This is a genomic window from Oceaniferula marina, from assembly GCF_013391475.1.
Classification (GTDB): Bacteria; Verrucomicrobiota; Verrucomicrobiia; order Verrucomicrobiales; family Akkermansiaceae; genus Oceaniferula; species Oceaniferula marina.
In genome coordinates, this window is record NZ_JACBAZ010000013.1 from 24,796 (window position 1) to 50,255 (window position 25,460).

Sequence of the window (25,460 nt, forward strand, 5' to 3'; positions counted from 1 at the left end):
ATGATTGCAGCAATCGATCTCGGGGGAACCCGCACGAAATACGGATTGGTTGACGATGGCAAGGTTGTCGCCAGTTCTACATGCCCGTCCGATGCACGGGGCTCGCTTGAGAGGCACCTCGATGAGGTGGTGGCACACCTGCGGATTATGTGTGTGGAGTTGCAGATTACTCTGGAGTCTTGTGAGGGGCTTGGTGTCCTGTGCACGGGACTGGTTGATAACCGTGCGATGAAAGTGCTCTCAACGAACGGCAAATACGACGACGCCGTGGATTTTCATTTTTCTGAATGGGCACGGGAGCGCACGGGTTTGCCGCTGCGTATGGACAATGATGCCCGGGGAGCTCTGCTTGGTGAGTGGCGTTATGGCGCCGGTCGTGGCGTGGATGATTTGATGATGGTTGTTTTTGGCACGGGGATTGGCACAGCGGTGCTTATCGATGGTAAGCCATTAACGGGTTCGCATTTTAGTGGTGGAATTCTAGGCGGTCACATCTTGGTGAATTCCGGAGGGCGACAGTGTACCTGTGGTGCCGTGGGCTGTCTTGAGAGTGAAGCATCCGGCTGGGTGCTTCCTGAACTGATACGCAGTCATGCCCTGTATCTTGAGAGCAGCATGCAGGGGCTTGATGTGGATACAATCGGCTTTCAGGAACTCTTGGCACATGCGGCATCCGGCGATGCTTGTGCCTGTGCTGTGCAAGAGCACTGTTTCCGCATGTGGGGCGAGGCGCTGGTGTCGTTTATCCATCTGTATGATCCGCAGCGGATTGTCGTTGGAGGAGGTTTAATGAATTCTCCGGAGCTGGTCCTGGCGAGCTTTCGCAAAACGGTGGCGAAGTTCATCTGGGGTGATCTGGACCAGGTTGACCTTGTCGCCGCTCAGCATCCTAACGATTCTGGACTCATCGGTGCGGCGGCACTCTTTTATCTCAAATGAAAAAGAAAAGTAATCAACTGTATGTAATGACCTCTATGTTATTGGCTCTCTGGTCTGCGGACGCCCAGGGAGAGAATACGAAGAACCTTGCACCGCTAGCTACTGTCAAGGGGGAGGGCAAGCACCCGATGGCTGTCATTGATGGAATTAAACAACAATCTGGCAGCGGGGAGTGGATCGGTCACAGCCCCAATGCGTGGTATGGCTGGATTCAATATCCGAAACTGGAATTGAACTGGAAAACGCCTCAAAAAATCAACAAGGTCGTGCTCTATGACCGCCCTACACAGAACGAGCACATGGCTGCTTGTGTGCTCAAGTTTTCCGATGGCTCTGAAGAGCATGTCGTTGCGGTTCCTAACGATGGTTCTCCGATCACCGTCGTTTTCGAACCACGCACCGTCAAAGGGCTTACATTGTCGGTCGTGGATGGCATTGGCTCGCACATTGGCCTTTCTGAGCTGGAAGTCTATTATGATCCGGATGCCCGTCCGCTATTAAAACAAAAAGAATTCAGCGACTTTGTGTCGTACGTTGATCCGACGATTGAAACCGGACGCGGGCGCTGGTTTTTCTGCACTCCGGGAAGTCGCCCGTTCGGTATGGTTTGCGCATCGGCCTATACCCGCAACAAAAACCAAGGCGGCGGCGGATACAACTACAACAGCACCGAAATTCTAGGTTTCGCGCAGATCCACGCATGGATCATGTCGGGTATTAACATCATGCCAATCACTGGTGAGGTGAACGCCAACCTTGGCGAGAAGGAATGGAAATCACCTTTTTCGCATGACACCGAGGTTATCGAACCTGGATACCATAAGCTTTTCCTTGATCGCTATAAGACACAGGTGGAATACACATCGACTGACCGTACTGCTTTTTATCGATTAAAATATCGGGAGGCAGCCAAGGCAAAGCTGCTACTTCAGTTGGGTGGTTTTGTTGGAGCCGCCAGCTACGTTGATGGTAAGGCCAAATTGGTCAGCCCGACCTGTATCGAAGGTTCTCATGGCATGACCGACCGCCTGTGGGGTGGGCCGGAGTTGTCTCATGTCTTCTACGTGATGGAGTTTGATCGACCCGTGCAGCGCATGGATGGTTGGAAAGGGGCAGCCGAGAAGCTTAATAACATTCAAGAATTTACGAACCCCATCCCGTCAGGGCGGCTAAGTCAGGATAAACGAAAATACCTTTTTAAGAACTTGCCTGAAGAACAGGCGGGCGTCTCGCTAGCCTACGATGTAGCCGCCAATGACGAGGTTCAGGTGAAAATTGGCATATCCTATACCAGTATTGAAAACGCCCGCCGTAACTTAGCTTCCGAGTGCCCTCACTGGGACTTTGACCGAGTAAGAAAAGACTCACGCAATGAGTGGAATCAATGGCTGGGAAAGATTTCGGTCAAGGGCGGCGAGGAAAAGACACGGGTGAAGTTTTATACCGACCTTTGGCATGTTTTGTTAGGTCGTCATAAAATTGATGATCATAGCGGTGATTATCCCTCCTACATGGGTAAGGCAGGAAAAGATAAAGTCGTTCCCTTGGTTATCCAGACCTTACCAAAGGATAAAGAAGGTAAACCGAAGTTTCACATGTATAACTCCGACGCACTGTGGCTAACCATGTGGAATCTCAATACGCTCTGGGGGCTGGGGTGGCCGGAAATGCTTGATGAGTTTTCAGCTTCAATGGTTCAGTATGCGAAAGTGGGTGGGCGTCTGCCTAATGGCCCCAGTGCAGGCGGTTATACCGGAATTATGGGGGGGCGACCTGCAACGAGCCTTATCACAGCCACCTGGCAGAAAGGGTTACTGAACAAAATCGATGAAAAGGATGCCTACGAAACCATGATGCGGAATCATCCCGCCCGCATCAGCAAGCATGCCGGACGTTCTGTTCAAGATGCATTCGAATATTGGGCGCTGGCGCAAATGGCGCAGGAAATGGGACACGGTGGTGATGTCATCGCCTTTGAGCCCGTGATCAATCACTGGAAGACGTTCTATGACCCCAAGCAAAAATTACTGAATGGCAGGTGGGTCGAAGCCAATAACTGGCAGGGAACCTTTGGTGTCTCTCATGACATCAAGGGGTTGAGCACGCTGATGGGTGGAAACGAGATATTAGCCGACATACTCAATCAAGCCTTTGAATCCGAAGTAGCTTCCGACTTTGTCTATACCTACGGAAAGGGTAAAGTGAGCTATGCCAATCAGCCGGGATGCTCCAATGCGCATGTCTTTAATTACGTAGGACACCCATGGTTGAGCCAATACTGGGTTCGTCGCGTTAGCCGTCAGGCCTACGGCGGGGTCAATCCGAATGTCGGTTATGGTGGTCACGACGAGGATCAGGGGCAGATGGGAGGCGTTAGCGCTCTCATGAAACTTGGTTTGTTCAGTTTGCGTGGGACTTCCTCCAAAGAACCTATCTATGAGATCACGGCACCGGAATTCGATGAAATTACAATCAAACTTGATCCTAGGTATTATTCCGGCAAAACTTTTACGGTGAAAGCTTATAATAATTCGTTAGAAAGCACCTATATTCAGAAAGCCAAACTCAATGGTAAGCCGTTGGATACCTGTTGGTTTTATCACAAAGATTTTGCCAAAGGTGGAACGTTGGAACTTTGGCTTGGAGCTGAGCCCAATAAGGCGTGGGGAGGTGCTCCCAACGAGTAGTAATACCACTCCGCAAAACAGATGAGACGATTGAAAGTTTTAAAGCTGTGAGGAAATGCACTTCGTGGTCTACCAGAGTTCCGGATAAATTTCTGTTCTGGCTGCGTTTCTCCTCAGTCATGGTGCCCGCACCATTCCATCGTCGCGCCTTGCCAAAACAGAAATTTATCTCGGCAATCGTCCCGTCTGTTTTGCTACTTGGTATAACGAGCAAGAGTTATAAATAGTCGATCTTAAAAAGGTGAAGAACCCAGAAATCTCCAAGGGTGAACATTCTAACATTATTTCTACATTGCAAGGAGTCAACACGACCCCCAAGGCGCAGAGATCGCACACTCCAAAAGTGGCCGGGGGGGCAACCATCGCAGATCTAGGCTAACTGGAATTAACATTCAAGAACACACCCAAAGGAGTCATTCATCCGGAACTCTCATGGATCACGCAGTGCTTTTTCAAATACCTCAACAGCGATCAATCGTCTCGTCTGTTTTGCGGAGTGGTATAATTGCCCTGCATATTTGTTCATCGTAACGACCTCTGCATCGTCTGCTTCGATTCAAACCAAGGCCCAAAGGCTAACCTGACCTAATGCGACCAAAGCTCGTGAGGCCGTCGAAAGGGCCGTGCAATGAAGGTGCTCTCGACGAACGGCAAATACGACGATGCCGTGGATTTTAATTTTTGTGAATGGTCACGGGAGCGCACGGGTTTGCCGCTGCGTATGGACAATGATGAGCAGAGTGCTCTGCTTGGTGAGTGGGTTTATGGTGCCGGTCGTGGTGTGGGTGATTTGATGATGGTTGTTTTTGGTATGGGGGGGTGGCACAGCGGTGATGATCGATGAACAGCCATTAACGGGTTCGCATTTTAGTGGTGGAATTCTAGGCAATCATCCCATCTGTTGCTATCTGGTATTAATCCTGTTGCCCGTAGTAGGCATTGGCACCGTGTTTGCGGGAGTAGTGCATTTCGAGGATATGTTCTGGGATGGGACCGGACTGCGGATTGAGTTGCCAGGTCATCAGAGCCATCTTGGCGCACATTTCGAGAGCGATGCTGTTTTCCAGTGCCTTTAACGGTGTTTGGCCCCAGGTGAATGGAGCATGGTGTTGAAGCAAAACGGCTGGAACTTCCATCGGCACAAGATTCAGCTCACGAAAGCGCTCAACAATGCTTACGCCCGTGGCGTGTTCGTAGTCGTTTTTAACTTCAGTTTCGGTTAAGGCTCTGGCGACTGGGACTTCTCCGTAGAAGTGGTCTGCATGAGTGGTTCCTAAACAGGGCAGGGGGATACCGGCTTGGGAAAATGCCGTGGCGCACGGGCTGTGGGTATGAACGACAGCTCCGATGGATGTAAAGTTGCGGTAGAGTTCCAGATGGGTTTTGGTATCGGACGAGGGGCGTAAGTCGCCCTCAACGACTTGCCCGTCCAGGTTCAGAATGACAAGTTGCTCGGTGTTGAGATCGGCGTAATCGATACCACTGGGTTTGATCGCAATGAGTCCCGATTCGCGGTCGATGGCGCTTACATTGCCCCATGTGAGCGATACGAGTCCGGATGAGACAAGCGCACGATTGGCTTTAACAACTTGCTGTTTTAGATCAAGGTTCATCAATTAGTTGTGTTTGCGTTGTGTTTCCCTGATGGATATGAGTTCTTTCATCACATGGGCGAGTGAGCCTTGCCACTGGGAGTCACCAAAAGCGTCATGCATGGTTTGATAGAGGGCGTAGAGCTTCTGATAAATGGCGTGGTTTTCAGGATCAGGATGATAAACGGTGTCGTGGTAAGTGACTATATTGGATTGTAGCTCCTTGATTTCTGAATGACCAGATGCCAGTGCCCCAAAAATGGCGGCACCCAGAGCACAGGTCTGTTCACTCATGGATACCTTCATTGGTCGACCTAGCACATTTGCGTAGATTTGCATCAGGGTGGCATTTTTCAGCGGAAGCCCGCCTGTCGTAACCACTTCGTCGATGGACAGCCCATGATCTTCCATCCGCTTGATGATGGTGAGGGCACCGAAGGCTGTGGCTTCGATGTAGGCCTGATAAATTTCGTGAGCTTCGGTATGTAGCGTTTGTCCGAGCACTAAGCCAGAGAGGCGGACATCGGTTAAAACAGAGCGGTTGCCATTATTCCAGTCGAGAGCTAACAATCCGGATGCTCCCGCGCCAAGATGAGCTATACGAGCTTCCATCGCAGCAAATTTTTCATCCATGGTGGATCCATATTTTTCGGGAACCAATTGGTTTACGAACCAGAGAAAAATATCTCCCACGGCGGATTGACCGGCTTCGATTCCCATGGTGCCGGGAATAACGGATGATTGAACTTGCCCGCAAAGTCCCGGGATATCCGGTAGGTCAGTTGGGGCTACGGTGATATCACAGGTAGATGTTCCAAGGACTTTGACCAAGGTCTTTTGTTTAACGCCAGCGCCGACGGCTCCCATGTGACAATCAAAGGCACCGACAGAAATGGCAATGCCTTCCGGGAGACCTAGTCGAGTTGACCATTCCGAGCACAGGTAACCCGCGGCAGTGTCTGAGGCATAGGCGCAATGATAAAGGCGGTCTCTCAGGTTTGCCAGTGAGGGGGAGAGCTGAGCCAGAAATTCTTTGTCGGGCAGACCTCCCCAATCTTCGTTGTACATCGCCTTATGCCCTGCGGCACAAATCGAACGCTTTAGTGTTTCCGGTGTGGTATCACCTGCAAGGACCGCCGGCAACCAGTCACAATGTTCAACAAAGGAGTGAGCGGCCTCGAAGACTTCGGGATCGATTGTTTGAAGGTGAAGGATTTTTGACCACCACCATTCGGAGGAGTAGGTGCCACCACATTTGGCGAGGTATTCCGGGCGGCATTGTTTTGCCAAGGCTGTGATTTGTTCCGCCTCCGCGTGCGCTGTATGGTCTTTCCAAAGCCAGACATGCGCATTGAGGTTATGTTTGAATCTGTCTTGAAAGGCGATAGGGGTCCCTGATGCGTCGACCGGGATGACTGTGGATCCGGTTGTATCCACGCCGATACCGATAATGTCATGGGTGTTAAAATCGGGACTTGCAGAGGTTGCTTGAGCGATGGCTTCCCTGATAATTGTTTCACAACCATTCAGGTAGTCCTGAGGATGCTGGCGTGCGACGTGCGGGTTTGCCGTGTCGGTTAAAATGCCTTGCTGTCCAGTCGGGTAGGGGAACACCGCGGATCCTAACTCACAGCCATCGGCAAGATCGACGATCAGTGAGCGGCATGAGTTGGTTCCGTAATCGAGTCCTATTGCGTATTGAGCCATGCGTCGAAAGTCAGTTAGTTGTTGCTGTTGATAAAATGAGCCACCCGTTGATTGAAGTCCTCCAGGTTTTCCCAATGAAACGCATGTCCGGACTCCGGATAAAGGTGGAGGGTGCTGTTTGATAGTTTGGCATCAATTTCCTCTGCCATCCAAGCTGGGGTGAAGATGTCCTCGGCACCACCGATCACTAAAGCAGGTGCTTGGATTTGTTCAAGTTGATTGAGTGTGTCGTGGTGGATGCATGCCGCTGCTTGTCCTTGTAGTCCGTGCAACGGTTGCGGGTTCGGGTCTTCGGCTGCGTTTTCACGACCTTCGATCATCGATTCCAACATTTCCGGATCGTCCCAGCTTCGTTTATGAAAAATGAGCAGTTGGATCCATTCCATGAATGCAGCCGGAGTGAGATGGGCTTTGGTTTGCTGCATGTGTGAGAAGATCGACTTGGCATAGTTGTCGCATCGAGCCCATGAGCACATTAAAACCAGGCTTTTGACTTTTTCCGGGTGTCTGATTGCCAATTGTTGACCGATGATACTACCCATTGAGCATCCAACAATATGAGCCTGTTGAATACCTAGCCCGTCCATGAGGTTGGCATAATCGTCGGCCATCATGGCACTGGTGTAGTCGCCGGACGGCTTATCGCTTTGTCCGACACCTCGGTTGTCCGCAGTGATACATTGGAATTGTTGACTCCATACCTCTACGTGCGCCTCCCAGACGGATCCCGGGGCTGTGATACCCATAATGCAGATCACAGGTGTTTGAGATGTATTGCTCTGCTGATGCACTTCATAGTGCATGTTAAACTGGTGGGTGGAGTGGATAGGCATCGTGATCGTTATTGAAGTTAATGAATGGATGGGATGAGTGTTTCTCTAATCCATTGGCCGTCGTGGATTGTGACACCGTCAGGATCATCGACCGCCTGGGGTGCCTCGTCTTCGCAAATAATCCAGCCTTTGTAATCCTGGTCATGCAGCCACTGGGTAATACCTGTGAGGTCGACCTTGCCCTCACCCATGAGGGCAAACTCAGGTTGACCGTCCCAGTCCTTGTAGTGAACATGATTGATGAGCTCGCTGTATTGCTTCATTTTTTTGAGTGGGTCCATACCACCATTGATGATGTGACCCACATCGGGAGTCCAACCAGTGACTGTGGCATCGAGTCCTTCCAGAATGACGGTATAATCTTCTTCGGTTCGGTTGGTCGACGTCTCAGGTGAGTTCGGGTGGAAGGAGCAAGGCACTCCCGCTTCCGTAGCTCGTCGGGAAACGGCGTTGACATTGGCTACCAGGTTCTTGCGGCGTTGCTTCAAGTCGTGTCTGCCGGTCGGCATTTGCACTGTGCAGAGCACCGCCCCGGGAAAGTGCTTGAGAAGCTCGATGGTTTCTTGAGCTTCCTGTTTTTCCTGATCCGTTTCCTCTGGCTGGTTCCAGTCTTGGACAAAGGCGATGGCTGCGAGTTCGATACCATGACTTTGCAGGCTGTCTTTGAGTTTTTCGGGGTCTGATAGATCGCCCATCCAGGAGTGAATGGGTTCGATCCCCGTCATGCCTGCCTGGGCGGTGACTTCGATCATGTGATCGAGTTGGTTATTCCAGAACTTCCCTGATTCCTTCATAAACCAGGTGTAACATTCGTTGCCAAATTTCATGACGAGCTGTGGTTGTTCGTTTTATTGCCGCTGATGTTTTTCGATCATGGCCTTGGTAAAGGCGAACCCGTCACGGCAGATGTCCATGCGGGAGTTGAACTCTCGCCAAACGTTAATGGCATTGGCGAAATCGACGTCGTCCCTTGAGAATGCCTCGATGTAATACCATCCGTCGTAGCCCGTTTTGGCAATCGACCCGAAGACTTCATCCCAAGGGATGTGGCCGGCTCCTGGTGTGCCTCTGTCATTTTCACTGATATGCACGTGAGTCATCACGGGTGCGATCGTGTCGATCGCTTCAGCAAAGGATTTTTCCTCGATGTTGGCATGGTGCGGGTCAAACATTCCTCTGAGGTTCGGATGATCTACCATATCCACCAATTTTTTAAGTTGGGCCATGGTGTTGCAGAGATAGCACTCGAAGCGGTTGAGCGCTTCGGGGGTGAGGGTGATACCCGCTTGTGCTGCATGTTCAGCGGCTTCGTGTAGAACCTCGGCGCTACGTTGATACTCATCTTCCTGCGGCGCATTGCGGGAGAAGTTGGCAAAGGCAGAGTGGAAAGGACCACAGATGTTTTTGCCCCCAGCCGCGTGCATGTTATCGATGGCTTCTTTGATTTTATCGACGGCTGCTTGCCTGATCTCAGGGTCTTTGGAGATGGGATCTTGGTCGGGGCCGAGCCCGAGGCAACCATTGACCTCCATCTTGATTGACTGGAGGAAATTTCCCAAGTCAACATAACCTTTACGGTCGGGGTCGGCGAGAAAGACTTCAATGCCATCGTAGCCGATCGCCTTTAATTCCCCGATGTCGTCGTAGTGCTCTTCTGTGATATGGGTAGACCACAGGTGCATATTCATTCCAATTTTCATATAAAAAGTGAGTGGTTCAATGTTAGTGAGTGAGTTCGGAACGGACCTTCTGCATGGTTGCCAGAATGGTGTTCCAGGTTGACTGTTGTTCGAGTTCTTGGTTGGGGAACATACAGCCGTCCCAGCAGATATGTTGAATCGCTTCACGAGGGCTGCCATCTTTGTTGAGTAGCCAGTATGATGAGCATTTGACAATATCCAACTTCCCGTTGGCGTCATCAGCTTTACAATGGCGACCCGTTTTGTCGTGAGCCCCGGTGCCATGCACGCTGCCATCGTTCTGGGCGACATGAAAATCATACGTCCACGGGCGTAGCAGGTCGGTCATTTTTTGATAGGCTCGCCAAAACTCCTGATCCGAGCTGTCGGGACGAATGAGGGCGTGCTGTTCGGCATTATACCCCAGCAGGTAGAGATAGGTGTGGGCGAGATCGGCCTGAAAACCAACACGTCCAGGCATGCCGACTTCCTCTAAGAGGTCGAGCATGTCTTGCCACGAATGCATGCCACCCCAGCAAATTTCACCTTCGGCAACGAGGATTTCATCATACTGTTCTGCGACTCGTGCCGCTTCTTGAAGGGTTTGCGCGATTAGTCGGGTGTTGGCGGCTGGATCTTTGGACCAGTCGGCCACACTGGTAGCGGAATCGATCCGTATGGACCCGTATTCGCGGACGCCATGTTGACGCAGGATTTTGGTATATCGGCATGCCTTATGCACTGCATCGACAAAACGAGCACGATCATCGCTGTCGCCCATGGCACTTCCGCCGCCGGTGTCTTTCCAGATGGGGGCGACCACGGAACCAACCTTCAGATTCATCGAACTGATGTGATCGGCGAGTTGTTTGATCTCATCTTCGGCGGCCTCGATGTTGAGGTGAGGTTGGTAGAGAAAAATATCAACACCGTGATAATGTGCGCCGTTGACCTCACTGCGAGCAGTCAGTTCGAGCATTCTGTCCAAGCTGATTGGAGGCTCGCTGGAGCCTTCTTCTTTGCCGACTAGGCCGGGCCACATGGCATTGTGTAATTTCCAGGTCATGATTGGTTGTGCGATGGTGCAGTCATGATCTTACCCTTTTAATCTATTTTGTCTTGGACTCGTCTGTCTATTTTTTGGATAAAATCGGCGTGATGGATTAGTGTTTTAATTTCCTCGAAATCTCATTCGGTAGGATTTTGGCGTTTCTTTGATGAGTTTGGAAAACTCCCGGTTGAGATGGCTTTGATCTGAGAAGCCACATTGTGCGGCGATGTTAGCCAAGGGGGCTGAACTCTGAACAATTTGGTGGCATGCTTCCTGAACGCGAATGTGGCGGAGATATTCTTTGGGAGTCATATGCAGTCGCTTTTTAAATTTTCGAGTAAAAGCACTTTCTGAAAGGTTGACCGCTTGAGCCAGCTCGCTGACGGGGAAGGTTTCAGCGTAGCGCTTCTGAATAATGTTTAGTGCCGGTCCTAATTCCGAGTGGGCATCCAGACTACTTGTGCCGGTAGCAAATGGGCGGGTGACACCTGCGACTCCGCGGATTTTTCCGGAGTGGTCTCTGAGTGGCACTTTGGTGGTTGTGGACCAATCGACGAGACCTTTGCCTCGAGTGACTAATTCCACCTTGTTTAGAATGGTTTCACCGGTCTGAATCACATGCAGGTCATCTTCCTTGTAAGCGGCAGCCAGAGTTTTTGGAAGCAGTTCGTCATCTGTTTTTCCCAAGGCGTCTTTAGCCTCCTTGAGACCCAGTTTGTTTGCCAGTCGTTGATTGAGTGAGACGATACGAAGCTGGGTGTCCTTTGCGAAATACAGGAATCCGGGCATACTGTCGAACAGGGATGCCTGGTGATCCCAGAGACCATACTTTTGAAAGAATTCGACATCATACATTGCTCGGCTACCCTAGCTGCTCGCTGGGTGAGCACCATCTAAAATGTCGTTTAAGTTCGGTTGATCATACTGGAAGATGGAACCCACTCTATTTGGGACACTAGTGCCTCCTTCCCTGTTTTCTCACTGCTCACATTTTTATAGCAGTGCAAAGTTTACATTTCCGTTGTTCTGATTAAATTAAGGAAACTAGTTGAAACTAATATGCAGCCACCTGACCGTACTCCCCTTAATAAAAAAACAGCTGATATTCTGAAAAAAGAGATATGTAATGGGCGGTGGAAGAGCCATTTGCCGGGCTATCGAAAACTTTGCGCATTAATGGATGTAAGCCCGCGAGTCATGCACGATGCGATTGAAATGCTCAAGCATGAGAAAATTATCTTATCTACACCAAACACCAAACCTTACCTGATTAATTCGGATATCGTTAACTCCCAAAACAGTCAAAAGGACAAAAAATCATTACTTATCCTCACGCAAAAACATCACCAGACAGAACAAGTAGCTACACGTGTCATCCTAAACAAAGTAACCTCAAATTACCTTCGAAAGGGCTGGAACGTTGATTTTGAAGTTTGCCCTGAATTTGTAACGAACAAAATATCCCGGTCTTCTCAACAAATGCTCACTAACAGATCCTACGAGATATACATTCTCGTTCAGGCTCCTTTCTCATTTATTCAATGGTGCATGGACAAGAAACTTCGGATTATCTGTTTAGGAGGTGAACATGAACACTTGCGCCCTCCCATTGTCGCAACTAGTCATCACGCAGATGATTAGAGACTCCAACTTGCACCTTGCCCAAATAGGTCATCGACGAATTTGCACGCTAGCCTACTTCTCTTGTGAGCATGCTAAAGAACGAATCAGGGGTCTGCTAGAACAAGATATGAAAGCGTTAGGTGTTGACTTTCACCCTAGTTACAACCTCCCGTGCATTCAAGATGACACTCAATCTTTGTGGGAGATGCTTGAAAACCTCTTTTCCATTACTCCTCCAACGGCCCTCATTGCAACAGAGACAACGCAACTGATCACCATTTATTCATACTGTATGTTGAATCAATTAACGATCCCGAATGACCTCTCGCTCATTGTTACACAGAACAGCCCCAACTTGGAGTGGTTTCGGCCCTCACCAGCTTTTTTTGAATACCATACTGATAAATATATCAAACAGATTCACAGCTGGATTGAGAACTACCCATCTAGTGATATTGACCCCGTTTTATTGCCTTCAACCTTCAGCCAAGGAGCTTCACTTAAAGCTATTCCTTCATAATGGACCAACCTAGATCATCGATGTCTAATTCAGATTTCAGTTTGTCTGCACGGATTGACAAAAAAAGCCCCCGTCATACGACGAGAGCTTATAAATTGGTCTGAAGCCTCCTCCTTTTACAAAGTGGATCAACCTCGTTTCTTATAGATTACTTACGACGGCGCAGTAAAAGACTGATGCCCCCTAAAGAAATCAACGCTGCACTGGATGGCTCAGGAACAGCCGTAATGATGATTCCTGATACACTCGTGCGAGTTCCATTCGTGTTAGTTGGATCGATATATAAAGTATCTACCGAATGGGCTCCTGCACTGGAAGAAGTAGAAAACTTAGTATCTCCAGTTGTCCCAATCGTTTCCAAGAGCAAGCCCGCACTATTGGTCTCTCGGAGGAGGATATCGCCAAAGGTATTGCTTGCAGTGTCTGATCCTTGCATGATTTGGATCGTGTAACCTGTAGCACTATTAGCGGTAAGCCAAGCTCCTAGACCGGTGACCGTAAAGGCTGTAGCATTATCCACATAACTTTGGTGAATCGCTGTAGGAGCTCCTCCTCCTGACCATGCGCCACCTCCCCATGTAAAGGTAACCCCGTCTGTCGTGACCTGATCTATCCCTGATCCGCCTGCGTCGTTGTTCGCAAGGACATCCACCCATGTAGAAATTCCAAACTCGCTACCATCATTGAGCGCTGGTGCGTTTGTCACGGTTCTCATGAAGTTGACAGCTATTACGCTAGCGGCATTGGTTGTAGCAAGCATCACTGATGAGGATAGGGTTAGTGCTACGATCGTTTTACTTAGTTTCATGTTGTTTTTATTGTTCGTGTTGTGCTGTTTAAGAAGTTGATTTTCCGTGATTTCAACTGGATCACCTCGTTCCTTTGCTATTCAGGCATGGTTTTAACAAATTATGAACTTTTTACTGAGATTTTACTGGGTCCAGTTAGGTAGCAGTTGTCCTTTTCCGTTGATCTAAAGAGCATTTCTCATGCTGATACGACGATTATGAATTGGTGGTATGTAGATCTCGGGCGGACGAAGTTTGATTGGAAAGTGGGGATCGGAGGGGTTTTTCCGGAGGTGTCTCTGAGTGGTACTTTGGTGGTTGTGGACCAATCGACGAGACCTTTGCCTCGAGTGACTAATACCACTCCGCAAAACAGACGAGACGATTGATCGTTGTTGAGGTATGTGGAAAAGCACTGCGTGATCCATGAGAGTTCCGGATGAATGACTCCTTTGGCTTTGTTTCTCCTTAGTCATGGTGCCCGCACCATTCCTTCGTCGCACCTTACCAAAGAACTCATTCATCTCGGCTATCGTCCCGTCTGTTTTACTACTTGGTATAATTCCACCTTGTTCAGAATGGTTTCACCGGTCTGAATCACATGCAGGTCATCTTCCTTGTAAGCGGCAGCCAGAGTTTTTGGAAGCAGTTCGTCATCTGTTTTTCCCAAGGCGTCTTTAGCCTCCTTGAGACCCAGTTTGTTTGCCAGTCGCTGATTGAGCGCGACGATACGAAGCTGGGTGTCCTTTGCGAAATACAGAAATCCGGGCATACTGTCGAACAGGGATGCCTGGTGATTCCAGAGACCATACTTTTGAAAGAATTCGACATCATACATTGCTCGGCTACCCTAGCTGCTCGCTGGGGGAGCACCATCTAAAATGTCGGCTCATTTTTAGATGCTCGCTTTGGGGTGATTGAAAAACGCATGTCATGAGGTGGTGAGACTCCTGGGGCTCGTCAGCGGCCCTCTTCATGACCCCTGTATCATCAAGACTTTCAGTTGGCGTAAAAATTTATATGCCCATGAAATATGGGATGATCTCGCGTGTTCTGCTCTTCAGAGCGGGCGGGAATGAAAATTTTTGAAAATTCTGAGGAGGGAGCTGGCAGATCTGGTCGATCGTATTTTTTTTTGCCCCCGCCTTGGGTGCCACTCTAACGGCAAGCGCTTGGTTAGCTGACATCGGGAAGCGGTGGTTTTCCTAGGATTTGTCGTGTCGCAAGTAAAAAATGGCAAGGAGTGCCTGGGTTCTTGAAACCTCAAAAACCACAACATGTTGTATTGTGAATAATTTGTGGATACCATATGAGCAAAATGAAATTGACGAGAATGGGTTTGTCAGGGCATGATGATGAGGTTGCGCGGTGACTGGATCCCAATCCTCTCAGGCTGCAAAACAATCAAGAAACCCTTTTTATCAAGCGCCTGCCTTCACCCACTCATCTTTTGCCACTCACCCCCTCCTAAAGCTCTCTGCAAGCCCCCAATCTGAGTCTTTCTCCTTATGGACTCAGCACAAACTTTCCCTCATCCCCTCAAGTTCTCTCATTTCCCTCCGATTCACCCTTTCATGCGTGCCTTATGGCGCGAGTATTTTTTCACCCTTACCGACTGCTGCATACGACCCATGGCCGACACCATTACCATCACCCTTGGAGACCGCTCCTTTGAACTCGACCGAGAAAAAGCTGAAGAGGCCTACTCGGCTAAAAAAGTTATCAATGGCCGCAAATCCATGTTTTTCAATATCCTGCCTTTGAAATACCAGTGGGCGTATGATCTCTACAAGGAGATGAAAAACGAACATTGGGAGCCTGCGGAAACCACCCTTCGGGATGACCTGGCCCAGTGGTCGAGGCTGGATGAGTCGAGTCAGTCGTTTGTGAAGTTGGCATTGGGCGCGTTTGCGCGGGCACAGGAGATTTTTCATTCTGATGAGATCTACACGGTGCGCGACTTGCTGACGGCTCCGGAGCTCAAGCTGGTATTCGGTCGTTTTGTGCATGAAGAAAACACGCGCAATGACGTGCTGGTGTATTTGCATGGTGCGTTGTCGATTAATCCGATGGAGTGTGGAGTCATGGCCTCAAAGGAGGTGATCAATGCCAAGGCTGCGTTTATGGATTCCAGGCTCAGCCCGGTTGACCGGAATACCGACACCACGGTGACCGAGAATAAGCAGGCGATTGTGCGCAATATTTTTCTGATCAACCAGTGCATGGAAGGCACGCAGTTCTACAGCATCTGGGCCGGGATTTTCTCGCTGGCGATGCAGAACAAGCTGCCGGGCAAGGGGCGAATTCTCAGCTATCTGCTGCGTGACGTGGCATTCCGGATTCGTTTGTTTGACAAGCTAATCAAGGAGATGGTCGAAGAAAACCCGGACCTTTGGACTGCGGAGTTTAAGGATGAGTTGGCCGCGCATATGAAGGATGCCGTCAAACTCGAGCAAGAGTTGATTGCCAGTCTGCCGATCTCGGAGGTTGGGCTGGATGCCGATGTCTTGGGCGTTTACATCGAATACCTTGCCGACGAGCGTCTGGCAGCATGCGGATTGGCCCGTCAATATTTCCATTCACGCAGCCCTTACCCGTGGCTTGATGAGCAGATTCATTTGGCCTCAGCCCATGAAGGTCACAGTAGCACGGCTACGCTCGACACTTCGTTTGAAGATGATGACCTCTAAACCCCCTCGCATGGGTTTGATCGAAACCCGTTTACTTTTTACACGCCAGTACAAGGACACTGACAACCACTCACTTTCACCGCTATGACCACCGCACAACTCGATGATTTTACTATTCCGCTTGATTCGGAAAAGGCCGCCAAGATTCTGGAATCCAAGAGAGTCATTGGAGGCAGCCGGCCCAGTGGCTTTGGTTTGCTCCCGTTGAAATACCAGTGGGCCTGGGACATTTATACCGATATGCGCTCGAACCATTGGGAGCCAGAGGACATTCCGATGCAGAAAGACGTGGAGCAGTGGCGCAGCAATGAGATCAGCGATGTGGAGCGGTGGATCATCAAGATGGGGATTGGTTATTTTTCGGCTGCTGAAGGGATTGTTGGCGATAACATTATTCACGTGATCCGGGATCAGGTGACGGCTCCCGAGTTGGAACTGGTCTTCCGCCGCCATGCTCATGAAGAAAATATTCATGCCGATTCGTTGGTGTATATGGTGAGTTCACTCGGCTTAAATCCGCATGAATGTGAAGCGATTTTCGAAGGGGTGCGCACGGTTCAGGAAAAAACCGACTTTGTGGTGTCGAACTCGCGCTCTCTGCGGCGCGATATGGATATGTCTCTAACTGAAAATAAACAGGCGCTGGCACGCAACGCCTTTATCTTCGGTCAGTGTATGGAGGGGACTCAGTTTTACGGCTTGTTCGGAATGATTCTCAGTCTGTATCGCCAGAACAAGTTTCCTGGAATTGGTCAGATGTTCCGCTACACCCTGCGTGATGAGAGCAACCACATTGAGTTGCTGCGCAATTTGCTGATGGATCTGGCTACTGAGAACCCGGAGATCTGGACAGATGACTTCAAAGAGGAACTCCGCCAGACGATGGCCGAGGCGATCAAGCTCGAAAAAAACTTCATTCGCGATTGCCTGCCGGTGTCTGCGGTTGGATTGAATCTGGAGGACTTCCATCAGTATATTGATTACATCGCGGATCGTCGCCTTGAAAGTTGCGGATTGGCCCCCTTGAAAGGTGATATTCAAAACCCATTCCCCTGGTTGGCCGAAATGATCGACATCAAGAAGGAGCAAAACTTCTTTGAAGGTCGGGTCACTGAATACCAGAAATCCACAGCTCTTGGAAACATCGATGACGATGAGCTCTAAATCATTCTCTCATAAATAACCGAACACCCATCAGCCTTGTTGGTTTTTAGCACGTAGAAGACCTCCATGGCCGATCCCGGCACCTCAGGGTGCCTGACAAAAAACAAACCCTAACGAATAAAACCCTAATTAACCAAACCTGCTCCAATGTACCGCTCCATATCCCTCGAAGAAGATCTCGCCCTGAAGAAAGTTATCACCGACCGCGCGTCCGCCCCGATATCGGAGCGGTTTGATTGGTGTGCCGTGCTCGGCGAACAAACCAGTGACCGTGTGCCGCAAATCCTGGTTACTCGCGGACACGAAGAAGAAGAACTCTCACTGGCGAAAGTCGCTGACACGATTGGTAGCGCACTAACCGATTTGCTTATTTCACGACAGGAGGCGGAAGAGAAAATTTTCAACGATGAGAACCGCATGTTTGTTTCCAATGTGGCGAACAGTGTGGCGACGTCTCTGACCGAACAAGTGCAGGACGGTGGGCAGCTTCGTCTTACCCGCAATGATCTTTACCTCTTGATCGAAAAGGCACTGATTGAAAATGATGCCCATGATGTTGCCAAATCACTGGTGTTTTCCCGCTCGCTTGAGCGCAATGGTGAAGTGATTGTTTCGGAAGAACCCCAGACGATGCCGGTGCGCTTGATTCGTCGGAATGGGAACGTGGTGCCGTGGAGTCAGACCAAGATTGAGATCGCGGTGCGCAAGGCTTTTCTCTCCATCAAAGAAGACCCTGAGGCCGCCGTCAAGGTGTCCAATGCCGTAACGGAGACGATTCGCAATGGCGACTCAGCCTTTGCGCATATTGAAAATGTTCAGGATTTGGTGCAGGAGGAATTGATGCGTCAGGGATACTTCAAGGCCGCGGAAGCTTACATCCTTTACCGTGCGCAGCGGGCGCAGATGCGTCTTGACGAACAACCGGTCGAGGACCCGAATCAGGAGTCGATGATTGTGGTCACCGAGGATGATGGTGGCACGGAATTCTGGGATGGTACCGAGTTACGTAAGCGGATTACCTTTTCATGTATTGGATTGGAGTTGTGTCTGAGCGAGGCGGAAATCGAGCAAGAACTGCGGCGTTCGATCGGAACGGAAATCACTCGTGAGGCTTTGAAATCGACCATTATTCTCAATGCCAAGTCGTTGATTGAGAAGGATGCGGACTTTGCCAAATTTGCCGGACGGATTCTGCTGACTTATATTTACGAGGAAGTGCTCGATTGGAATATTTTAACCGATGGGATCCGGGCTTTGAAAACGGCACACCAGGAAAGCTTCAAGAAATACCTTGATCACGGCGTGAAGATCAAGCGGATCTCTCCCGAGGTGGTGGCTCATTATGATCTTAAAAAGTTGGCTGTCGCGCTCGACCCTACTGCCGACCTGGACTTCGACTACCTCGGTATCCAGACACTTTATGATCGTTATTTGATCGTGGATAAAACCGGTGAAAAACCGCGCCGACTCGAGACTCCGCAGTTCTTTTGGATGCGGGTGTCGATGGGGCTTTTCCGTGGCGAAAAAGAGCAACAAGAAGACTGGGCCATCCGTCTTTACTCACTCTACAAAGGGCGGAGGTTCTGTTCCTCGACGCCTACGTTGTTTAACTCCGGGACACTGCACTCGCAGCTTTCTTCCTGCTACCTGTACAAGGTGGACGATACCATTGAAAGCATCATGCAGCGTGGGATCGCTGACAATGCGTATCTCTCGAAGTGGGCTGGTGGTCTCGGAGGTTCCTGGACGGCAGTGCGTGGCACCGGCGGATACATCCAGGGAACCAATGGAGAGTCCCAAGGAGTGGTTCCATTCCTGAAACTGCACAATGATCAGCTGGTTGCCGTGAACCAAGGGGGCAAACGCCGTGGGTCCGGATGCGCTTATCTCGAGTCTTGGCATAACGATATCGAAGACTTTCTTGAGCTGCGTAAAAATACGGGTGATGAACGCCGCCGTTGCCACGACATGAATACCTCCAACTGGATTCCGGATTTGTTTATGAAGCGCATGGAGGCCCGACAGGATTGGTCCTTGTTCAGGGCGAATGAAACACCGGACTTGCACGACCTCTACGGCAAAGCCTTCGAGTTGCGATACGAAGAGTATGAGCAGCAGGCTGCCGATGGAAAAATCTGGACCCGGAAGATGCCAGCGATCGAGTTATGGAAGGGCATGCTGAAGATGATTTTTGAAACCGGTCATCCCTGGATCACCTTCAAGGACCCCTGCAACCTGCGATCACCTCAGGATCATTGCGGTGTGATTCATTCGTCCAACCTCTGCACCGAGATTACACTGAATACCTCCGATGAGGAAACCGCCGTTTGTAACCTCGGATCGGTGGTGCTCGACACCCATATCACCAAGGATGGATCGCTTGACCACGATATGCTCAAGGAGACGATTACCGTGGCGATCCGCGCACTCGATAACGTGATCGATATCAACTTTTATCCAACCGAGGCTGCGAAAACCGCCAACAGCCGTCACCGCCCGATTGGTATGGGAGTGATGGGCTTGCAAAACGCGCTCTACAAGAAGGGGCTGTCATTTGCTTCGGATGCTGCCGTTGACTTTAACGATGAGTTCATGGAGGCGATTGCCTATTATGCATACAATGCTTCCAGTGATCTGGCTGCTGAGTCCGGCACCTATTCCAGCTACGAAGGTTCGAAGTGGGACCGCGGGATTCTTCCTCAGGACACGGTTGATTTACTCGAAGACGAGCGTGGTATGCCGGTGGATGTGCCGCGTGGTGCCAAGATGGACTGGAGCCATCTGCGCAAGAAGATTGCCGAGCACGGGATGCGCAACTCCAATGTGCTGGCGATCGCGCCTACGGCAACGATTTCCAATATCATGGGAACGACGCCCTGTATCGAGCCGAACTACAAAAACCTCTATGTAAAGAGCAACCTGTCCGGTGATTTCATTGTGCTTAACCGTGAGCTTGTCAATGACCTCAAGAGTGAGGGGCTTTGGAACCAGGATATGCTGGATCAGTTGAAATACTTTGATGGTGAGCTGTCGGATATCGAGGATATGCCGGAAGCGCTCAAGGAGAAACACAAGACCGTGTTTGGTGTCGGATACAAGGCGATCATTGATGCCGCGGCACGCCGCCAGAAGTGGATCGACCAATCGCAGTCCGTGAACCTCTTCCTCGCCGAGCCGGATATGAAAACGCTGAGTCACATGTATCGACATGCATGGCACACCGGTCTGAAAACCACTTACTACCTGCGCACTCTGCAGGCGTCGAATATTGAGAAGTCCACCATCGACGTGAAGAAGGAAGTGCGTGGTGTGGCCAGCGGTCAGAAGAAACAATACACCGAGGCTGAAAAAAATGCCTGCTCGATCGACGCCATGCTGAATGGTGGAGAGTGTGAGGCTTGTCAGTAGCCGAGGTCTTCAATCTAGCAGAAAAAAATCAGGCCCTCTTTCTCCGAGTGAGAAGGAGGGCTTTTTTCTGTTTTGCGGAGTGGTATTATGGAGTGCTCCGGCTTGACGGAGCTTTGTGGTAGGCGGGGCTTGACCCGCGTGGTGGCGTGCTCGAGTAGAAAAGCGGAGTCGAGCCTCCGCAGTCCGAAAGGGGGCAATGGCCCGGTCGGTGGGATACGATGAACCGCCCCTTGCCAGTTCACCAGAGAAACAGGAAAGTGGGGATGTTTCTACTCTTCTGTCGTCGAGGCTTCCGAAGCATCAACCTCTCCAGAATCAGGCGCGGGAATCGCCGGGGATTCGACGACGGGTGACGGGGCTTCATCGGTCAGGCTGCTGACGCCTGCGGTGCGACCGATCGAGCGCATCAGGCTGGCAGGGAGTTTAAGAATGCTGCCGATCAGAGAGCATGATGGAAGGGTGCAGAGCAGGGCGGCGGCGGTGAACAGACGGAGAGTTTTCATGGTAGGGTGTGGATAGAGGAACGTTATGGAAAAATCAGGTTTAGTCTAGGTTGATCATCATGTGCGTCAATGAACAATTCCAGAGGGGAGTTACGATTCCGGCAGCTCGCGGATTTCCAGTCGCATGAAGAGTTTGCCGTCTGGGTAATCTTCGCTTGGTAAGGCGCTGCGGTAGTGAAGACTTTCCAGAGGAGGGGTCAGGGGCGTGCGTTCAATCTCAAGGGGGGTGCCGGATGTGTTCCAATCGATCAGGTTGCCGGATTCCTGCACGGTGAAGCTCAGGTCATCGGCATTCATGTTTCGCTGGAATCCGAGAGTGAAGTAGGTCTCGTTTGTTTCGCTGATGCTCAGGTCGCGGAAGGCACTTTTGGGGGCTTGGTCCATTGAGGCCTCCAGCGGGTGGGTTCCGAGGAAGTATTCTGCCAGGTGGGGGAGGCCGTCGAGATCGGGATCATCGTTGGCTCCGGCATCCGGGATGCCGTGTGAGCGTAGCCATGCTTGGAAATTCCAGCTATCGACCACGCCCGGCTGGCCGTGATTGCTGTGGCTGGCGCGCCAGTTGCTGGCGATGTTGTGGTCGGGGAGCGACCATGGATCTTGCAGGACCAGGCTGGCTCCGGTGCCATCGGCCGCTTCGGGCCATGGTGAGATGTCATCGTAGGTGAACTCACGGATCAGGTTGCCGGCGCTGTTGCCGTCACCGTAGGACAGGCGCAGTGTTTCTCCTCCATTGGAGAGGCTTTTATCGAACTCTCCGGCGATGGGTTGTCCGGTTCCGTAGCGGCTTTCGAAGGCTGCCTTGTCTTTCACCACCAGTACCCGGGCTCCGGGCTCCAAGGTGGTGATGTCGGCTCCGGTAAAGTCGAAGCTAATGCCGTCGGCGATCCGCACGGCGTTGAGATCCAGTGGCTGGGAGCCAACATTCATTAGTTCGATAAACTCAAAGTCGCTGGGATCCAGGGAAGCTCCGAGTTCACCCGGAGTGGTTGGGCCGAGTGGGTGGTAATGAATTTCACTGACAACCAGAGTGTTGCGGAACAGCGAGATGTCCGGGGCGGTGCTGGTGAATTCGAGTGGAGCCGACCAACGGCTCCAGCGCCCGGTTTGGTCCTGGTGCCTGACTCGTGCCCGGTAGGTTTTTCCGACTTTGAGCTGGGACGGGGGCACTTGGATTTGCCGGGTATTTCCGTCCCAAGCGGCGGAACCACTTTCCCAGACGGGGGTGATTTCATACTTCCATGGGTCGCCTGGAGTGTAGTGGCTTAGGTTCGGGTCATAGATCTCGCCGACCCTCCATTGGATTTGAGCAACTTGTCCACCATTGCTTTGAAAGGAGGAGCTTTCGAGGGTGATATTGGATGTTGGGTGGCCGGGGGTGCCATGGTAGCTGATACTTGGTGTGCCTGGGATCGAGCTGTCGGCATTGGCCTGGGATTTGGATTCGAGCTGATCTCCCCCAAAGGACCCCGGTTTAGGGAAATCCCTCATGTAGTTGGCCATATCGGCGAAGCCATTCCAGTAGCTGCTTCCCTCGATGCGATACCAGTTCCCTTGATAGCGCTTTCTCGGGTGCTGGTTCCACATCGCCTGATTGGCATCGACCAGGGTGTTGGTGGTGGTTCCGCTGGAGCTGCCACTGAGGAGAGTGACGATTTCATCGACACTGCGGTCGTATTGGCCATTCCAGAGAAGCAGATCCTGAAGTTCACGGACACGGTTTTGGTAGGCGATGAAATACTCGGGGTGATCGAGCGATCGGTGCAGGTCTTCCCACCACGCGTAGGGGTCACGGTTGTGGTGCTGTGCATCTTCAAACAGGAGGTCAACGTCCCATATCGATGGGTGCCAGCGGTCGGTTTCCGAGTTGTGCCAGTAGATGACATTTTGCTCTTTGCGCAGGTCCGAGTTATTGAGGGCTAGGTTCAGCGTGTTCCATGTGTAGTAGACAGGGAGCTCGAGGTTGTCGGCCCACCACTGGGCGCTGTTGGTGGATTTGTAGCCAGTGATGAAGGCGCTGAGGTCGGAAGCATCATCAACCTGAGAGCCGTCCTGGTACCACTTGGAGGCGGTGGCGCCGTTGGTGCTGCCAGAAACATTTAGTTTGTAGAGGTTGCCTGTCGGAAGGTCGTGTTGTTCGAAAAAACTACGGTCCGGGTGTTGTTGGGCGGTGTAGATTCCCCAGAAATCTCCGTCGTATTGGCTGCTGGGGCTGGATTCGGAGGCGTCATCGATGACCCGGAAATGGAAGTGGAACATTTTGGTGGCATGGGCACCCGCCAGGTTGTTGACTTTGCTCATCAGGCTTTCCTGAAAGAGCATGCCGCTCATCGGGTAGCGGTCGTTGCGCCACCACGGTGACTCACCGGTCTGGATGCTGAATTTGTCCCACTCCGCGGCCATTTTTTTGCCGTAGTCATCTTTTGCTTGGAAGCGATGCCCGCGGTTGAAATTGAGTTTCCATTTGTTATGTCCCATTCGGTAGGTTGATCCGGAGCCCTTGTTGCGGAACTTGATGTGGTCGTAAACTTTTCCATCGTAGACCAGAGTGCCCTCGAAGTATTGTTCGTTGTAGCTGCCATTCCACTGACTGTTTTCGATGTCGGTGTTGTTGGCTATGAGGTGGTAGACCGGCAGGCGGCCAAGCTCGGCGCTGCTGTAGGTGACCTGAGCCGAGCCACTGTCGATTTTCCCCGACCAAGACGGCAGACCGTTGTAACAAAAATAGGCAAAATTGGCTTGGGTGTCATCGCCGTAGGGGAGGCGCATGCAGTGGTTCAGTGTGTCGGTTACCGTAATACGGTATCGGATCAGGCGGCGGTGAACTTGTACGCTTCCCGGGATGGTGACACTGTAGATGGCATCTCCGGCGGCGAGATCTCCCTGGTTGCCGGTGTCCACCATGTTGAGTTTGATCCATTCGGAGGCGTCTTCATAGTCAGCATCCGAGCGACGGATGTAAGTTCCGGGGTCGACAATTTGATAGGCAAGTTCGACGGATTGGATACCGTTGGGGTCGGTGCATTTGGCGCTGATGACGACGGCTTCGCCTGCTGCGGGTTGTTCCGGCAGGTGTTGCACTTGACGGACCTGAGGTGCCGCTTTGCTGGAATACGAATGATTCTGCGCCATGGGTGACGGGCTGCTGTCCCCCCCTGATCCTGAGTTTGCGACTTCGCTGAGCTCCAAGTCAAAGTGGCAATCACCGCTGGTCAGGCGTTGATTAAACATCTGAACGGCAATCAGATTGTTGCCGTCGACCAGATAATCTTCCGGAGTTTCGAGAATCTGGCTGATGTAAATGGCACCATCTGATTCCGAGCGGCTGTCTGTGGCTGTGGCCGTGTGTGGTGACGGGTTTGCCGCTTCTCCCGGTGCGAGGTTCTGGTAGACCGGGCTGCCGTTGATCCAAATTTTGATGCCGTCATCGTAGCGGAGGCTGAGCTGGAGTTGCTCGATGGCTGAAGCATCACCGACGGTGAAGGTTTTGCGCAGGAACAGGGTGCTGTAGTTGCCATACATATCTGAGATGAAAGTGTTCAGATGGCTTTCTCCGTAACCCATCGGTGCCGTGGCTGTCGCCCAGTCGCTATTTTCCACAAAGCCGAAGTCCTGCCACCAATTGAGACCTCCGTCATCGTCGCTCGGGTCGGATGTTCCCTTGTGGTATCTCCACTGGATGGATTCCTTCGAGATGAAGGTGCTACTGGCACCGCTGCCTGCACAGACCGATGGCTCGCCGGATGCCCGCCAGCTGCCACCGAGGTCGTTATCGAGTGAGGGATGGATCAACTCCATCGAGGAACCGGTGCCTCTGGCTCCCAGCGGCCATGGGAAGCCAACGCCGTAATCGACGGTGTCGATGGTTTCCCCGAGTGGGTTTTTCAAGGTGATGGTTTCCCCCTCGTTGCTTAATTTTCCTGTCCATGGCCCGAGTGCGCTGACTCCGAATTTGGTGAGGATAGCATGGGGGTTTTCGGCAATGATCAGGTAGGCTCCGGGGGCGAGGCTGGTTGATTCCGGCAGGCTGTAACGGACGCCGTCGGTGAATTGCCAATGGCTGAGATCCACGCTTTCGCTACCGTTGTTGTAAAGCTCGATAAACTCGACGGCTTCGGTATTTGGCTCCGGATCGTAGTGAATTTCATTGATCACCACATTCCCTTGCACTGTTCCTTGAAGGAGCAGGCATAAGGTGGACAGCGAGGATAGGATCCAGAAGGGTGCGAAGCCGGACGGCATGCGCATAGATTAGGGGCAAAATGGAAAATGTAAACCC

General features: G+C 51.3%; 19 protein-coding genes. 8 read left to right on the forward strand and 11 right to left on the reverse strand.

The genetic code is table 11. The annotated features are described in order from the left end of the window. The 3 genes from HW115_RS17930 to HW115_RS17940 all read left to right on the forward strand — a co-directional run bounded on the left by HW115_RS17930 (position 1) and on the right by HW115_RS17940 (position 4,470). Positions 1-939 carry an ROK family protein gene (locus HW115_RS17930; protein WP_178934654.1) on the forward strand — a complete coding sequence of 313 codons (939 nt, stop codon included), beginning with the start codon at positions 1-3 and terminating at the stop codon, positions 937-939. Further along, positions 936-3,626: a GH92 family glycosyl hydrolase gene (locus tag HW115_RS17935; RefSeq protein WP_178934656.1), complete on the forward strand. Its 2,691-nt coding sequence runs from the start codon at positions 936-938 to the stop codon at positions 3,624-3,626. The genes HW115_RS17930 and HW115_RS17935 overlap by 4 nt, the downstream gene beginning before the upstream one ends. A gap of 634 nt (positions 3,627-4,260) precedes the next feature. Continuing rightward, a complete protein-coding gene (locus tag HW115_RS17940) occupies positions 4,261-4,470 on the forward strand; it encodes a hypothetical protein (protein WP_227021647.1) in 210 nt (69 codons plus the stop codon). Positions 4,471-4,540: 70 nt separating this feature from the next. Here HW115_RS17940 and araD read toward each other — a convergent pair whose 3' ends face one another. The 7 genes from araD to HW115_RS17975 all read right to left on the reverse strand — a co-directional run bounded on the left by araD (position 4,541) and on the right by HW115_RS17975 (position 11,343). Further along, positions 4,541-5,239: an L-ribulose-5-phosphate 4-epimerase AraD gene (gene araD, locus HW115_RS17945; protein ID WP_178934667.1), complete on the reverse strand. Its 699-nt coding sequence runs from the start codon at positions 5,237-5,239 to the stop codon at positions 4,541-4,543. A gap of 3 nt (positions 5,240-5,242) precedes the next feature. Further along, positions 5,243-6,925: a ribulokinase gene (locus tag HW115_RS17950; RefSeq protein WP_178934669.1), complete on the reverse strand. Its 1,683-nt coding sequence runs from the start codon at positions 6,923-6,925 to the stop codon at positions 5,243-5,245. A gap of 14 nt (positions 6,926-6,939) precedes the next feature. Further along, positions 6,940-7,758: an alpha/beta fold hydrolase gene (locus HW115_RS17955; RefSeq protein ID WP_178934671.1), complete on the reverse strand. Its 819-nt coding sequence runs from the start codon at positions 7,756-7,758 to the stop codon at positions 6,940-6,942. A gap of 17 nt (positions 7,759-7,775) precedes the next feature. Next, positions 7,776-8,585, reverse strand: a complete 810-nt coding sequence (locus HW115_RS17960; RefSeq protein ID WP_227021648.1) for a sugar phosphate isomerase/epimerase family protein — start codon at positions 8,583-8,585, stop codon at positions 7,776-7,778. A gap of 21 nt (positions 8,586-8,606) precedes the next feature. Further along, entirely contained in the window at positions 8,607-9,440 is an 834-nt protein-coding gene (locus HW115_RS17965) for a sugar phosphate isomerase/epimerase family protein (protein ID WP_227021649.1), read from the reverse strand. 40 nt (positions 9,441-9,480) lie between these two features. Beyond that, positions 9,481-10,503: a TIM barrel protein gene (locus tag HW115_RS17970; RefSeq protein ID WP_178934675.1), complete on the reverse strand. Its 1,023-nt coding sequence runs from the start codon at positions 10,501-10,503 to the stop codon at positions 9,481-9,483. Positions 10,504-10,608: 105 nt separating this feature from the next. Continuing rightward, complete coding sequence (locus HW115_RS17975) at positions 10,609-11,343, reverse strand: AraC family transcriptional regulator (protein ID WP_178934677.1); 735 nt, start codon at positions 11,341-11,343, stop codon at positions 10,609-10,611. A 204-nt stretch (positions 11,344-11,547) separates the two neighbouring features. On the opposite strand from HW115_RS17975, the gene HW115_RS17980 reads away from it, so the two are divergent. Continuing rightward, complete coding sequence (locus tag HW115_RS17980; RefSeq protein WP_178934679.1) at positions 11,548-12,129, forward strand: helix-turn-helix domain-containing protein; 582 nt, start codon at positions 11,548-11,550, stop codon at positions 12,127-12,129. Continuing rightward, complete coding sequence (locus HW115_RS17985) at positions 12,122-12,631, forward strand: substrate-binding domain-containing protein (protein WP_227021650.1); 510 nt, start codon at positions 12,122-12,124, stop codon at positions 12,629-12,631. Before HW115_RS17980 ends, HW115_RS17985 begins: the two co-directional genes overlap by 8 nt. A 148-nt stretch (positions 12,632-12,779) precedes the next feature. Here HW115_RS17985 and HW115_RS17990 read toward each other — a convergent pair whose 3' ends face one another. After that, entirely contained in the window at positions 12,780-13,439 is a 660-nt protein-coding gene (locus tag HW115_RS17990) for a PEP-CTERM sorting domain-containing protein (protein WP_178934683.1), read from the reverse strand. 509 nt (positions 13,440-13,948) lie between these two features. Next, complete coding sequence (locus tag HW115_RS17995; RefSeq protein ID WP_264373149.1) at positions 13,949-14,191, reverse strand: PAS domain-containing protein; 243 nt, start codon at positions 14,189-14,191, stop codon at positions 13,949-13,951. Between the two features lie 859 nt (positions 14,192-15,050). Between HW115_RS17995 and HW115_RS18000 the strand changes: the two genes are divergently transcribed. From HW115_RS18000 to HW115_RS18010, 3 genes are all read left to right on the forward strand, one after another. Then, complete coding sequence (locus tag HW115_RS18000) at positions 15,051-16,109, forward strand: ribonucleotide-diphosphate reductase subunit beta (RefSeq protein ID WP_178934687.1); 1,059 nt, start codon at positions 15,051-15,053, stop codon at positions 16,107-16,109. 84 nt (positions 16,110-16,193) lie between these two features. Further along, entirely contained in the window at positions 16,194-17,273 is a 1,080-nt protein-coding gene (locus HW115_RS18005; RefSeq protein WP_178934689.1) for a ribonucleotide-diphosphate reductase subunit beta, read from the forward strand. 147 nt (positions 17,274-17,420) lie between these two features. Next, entirely contained in the window at positions 17,421-20,681 is a 3,261-nt protein-coding gene (locus tag HW115_RS18010; protein WP_178934691.1) for a ribonucleoside-diphosphate reductase subunit alpha, read from the forward strand. Between the two features lie 269 nt (positions 20,682-20,950). Here the strand turns inward: HW115_RS18010 and HW115_RS18015 are convergent, their stop codons facing one another. Then, entirely contained in the window at positions 20,951-21,184 is a 234-nt protein-coding gene (locus tag HW115_RS18015; RefSeq protein WP_178934693.1) for a hypothetical protein, read from the reverse strand. A 90-nt stretch (positions 21,185-21,274) separates the two neighbouring features. Then, complete coding sequence (locus HW115_RS18020) at positions 21,275-25,429, reverse strand: lamin tail domain-containing protein (RefSeq protein WP_227021651.1); 4,155 nt, start codon at positions 25,427-25,429, stop codon at positions 21,275-21,277. Between the last annotated feature and the right edge of the window lie 31 nt (positions 25,430-25,460).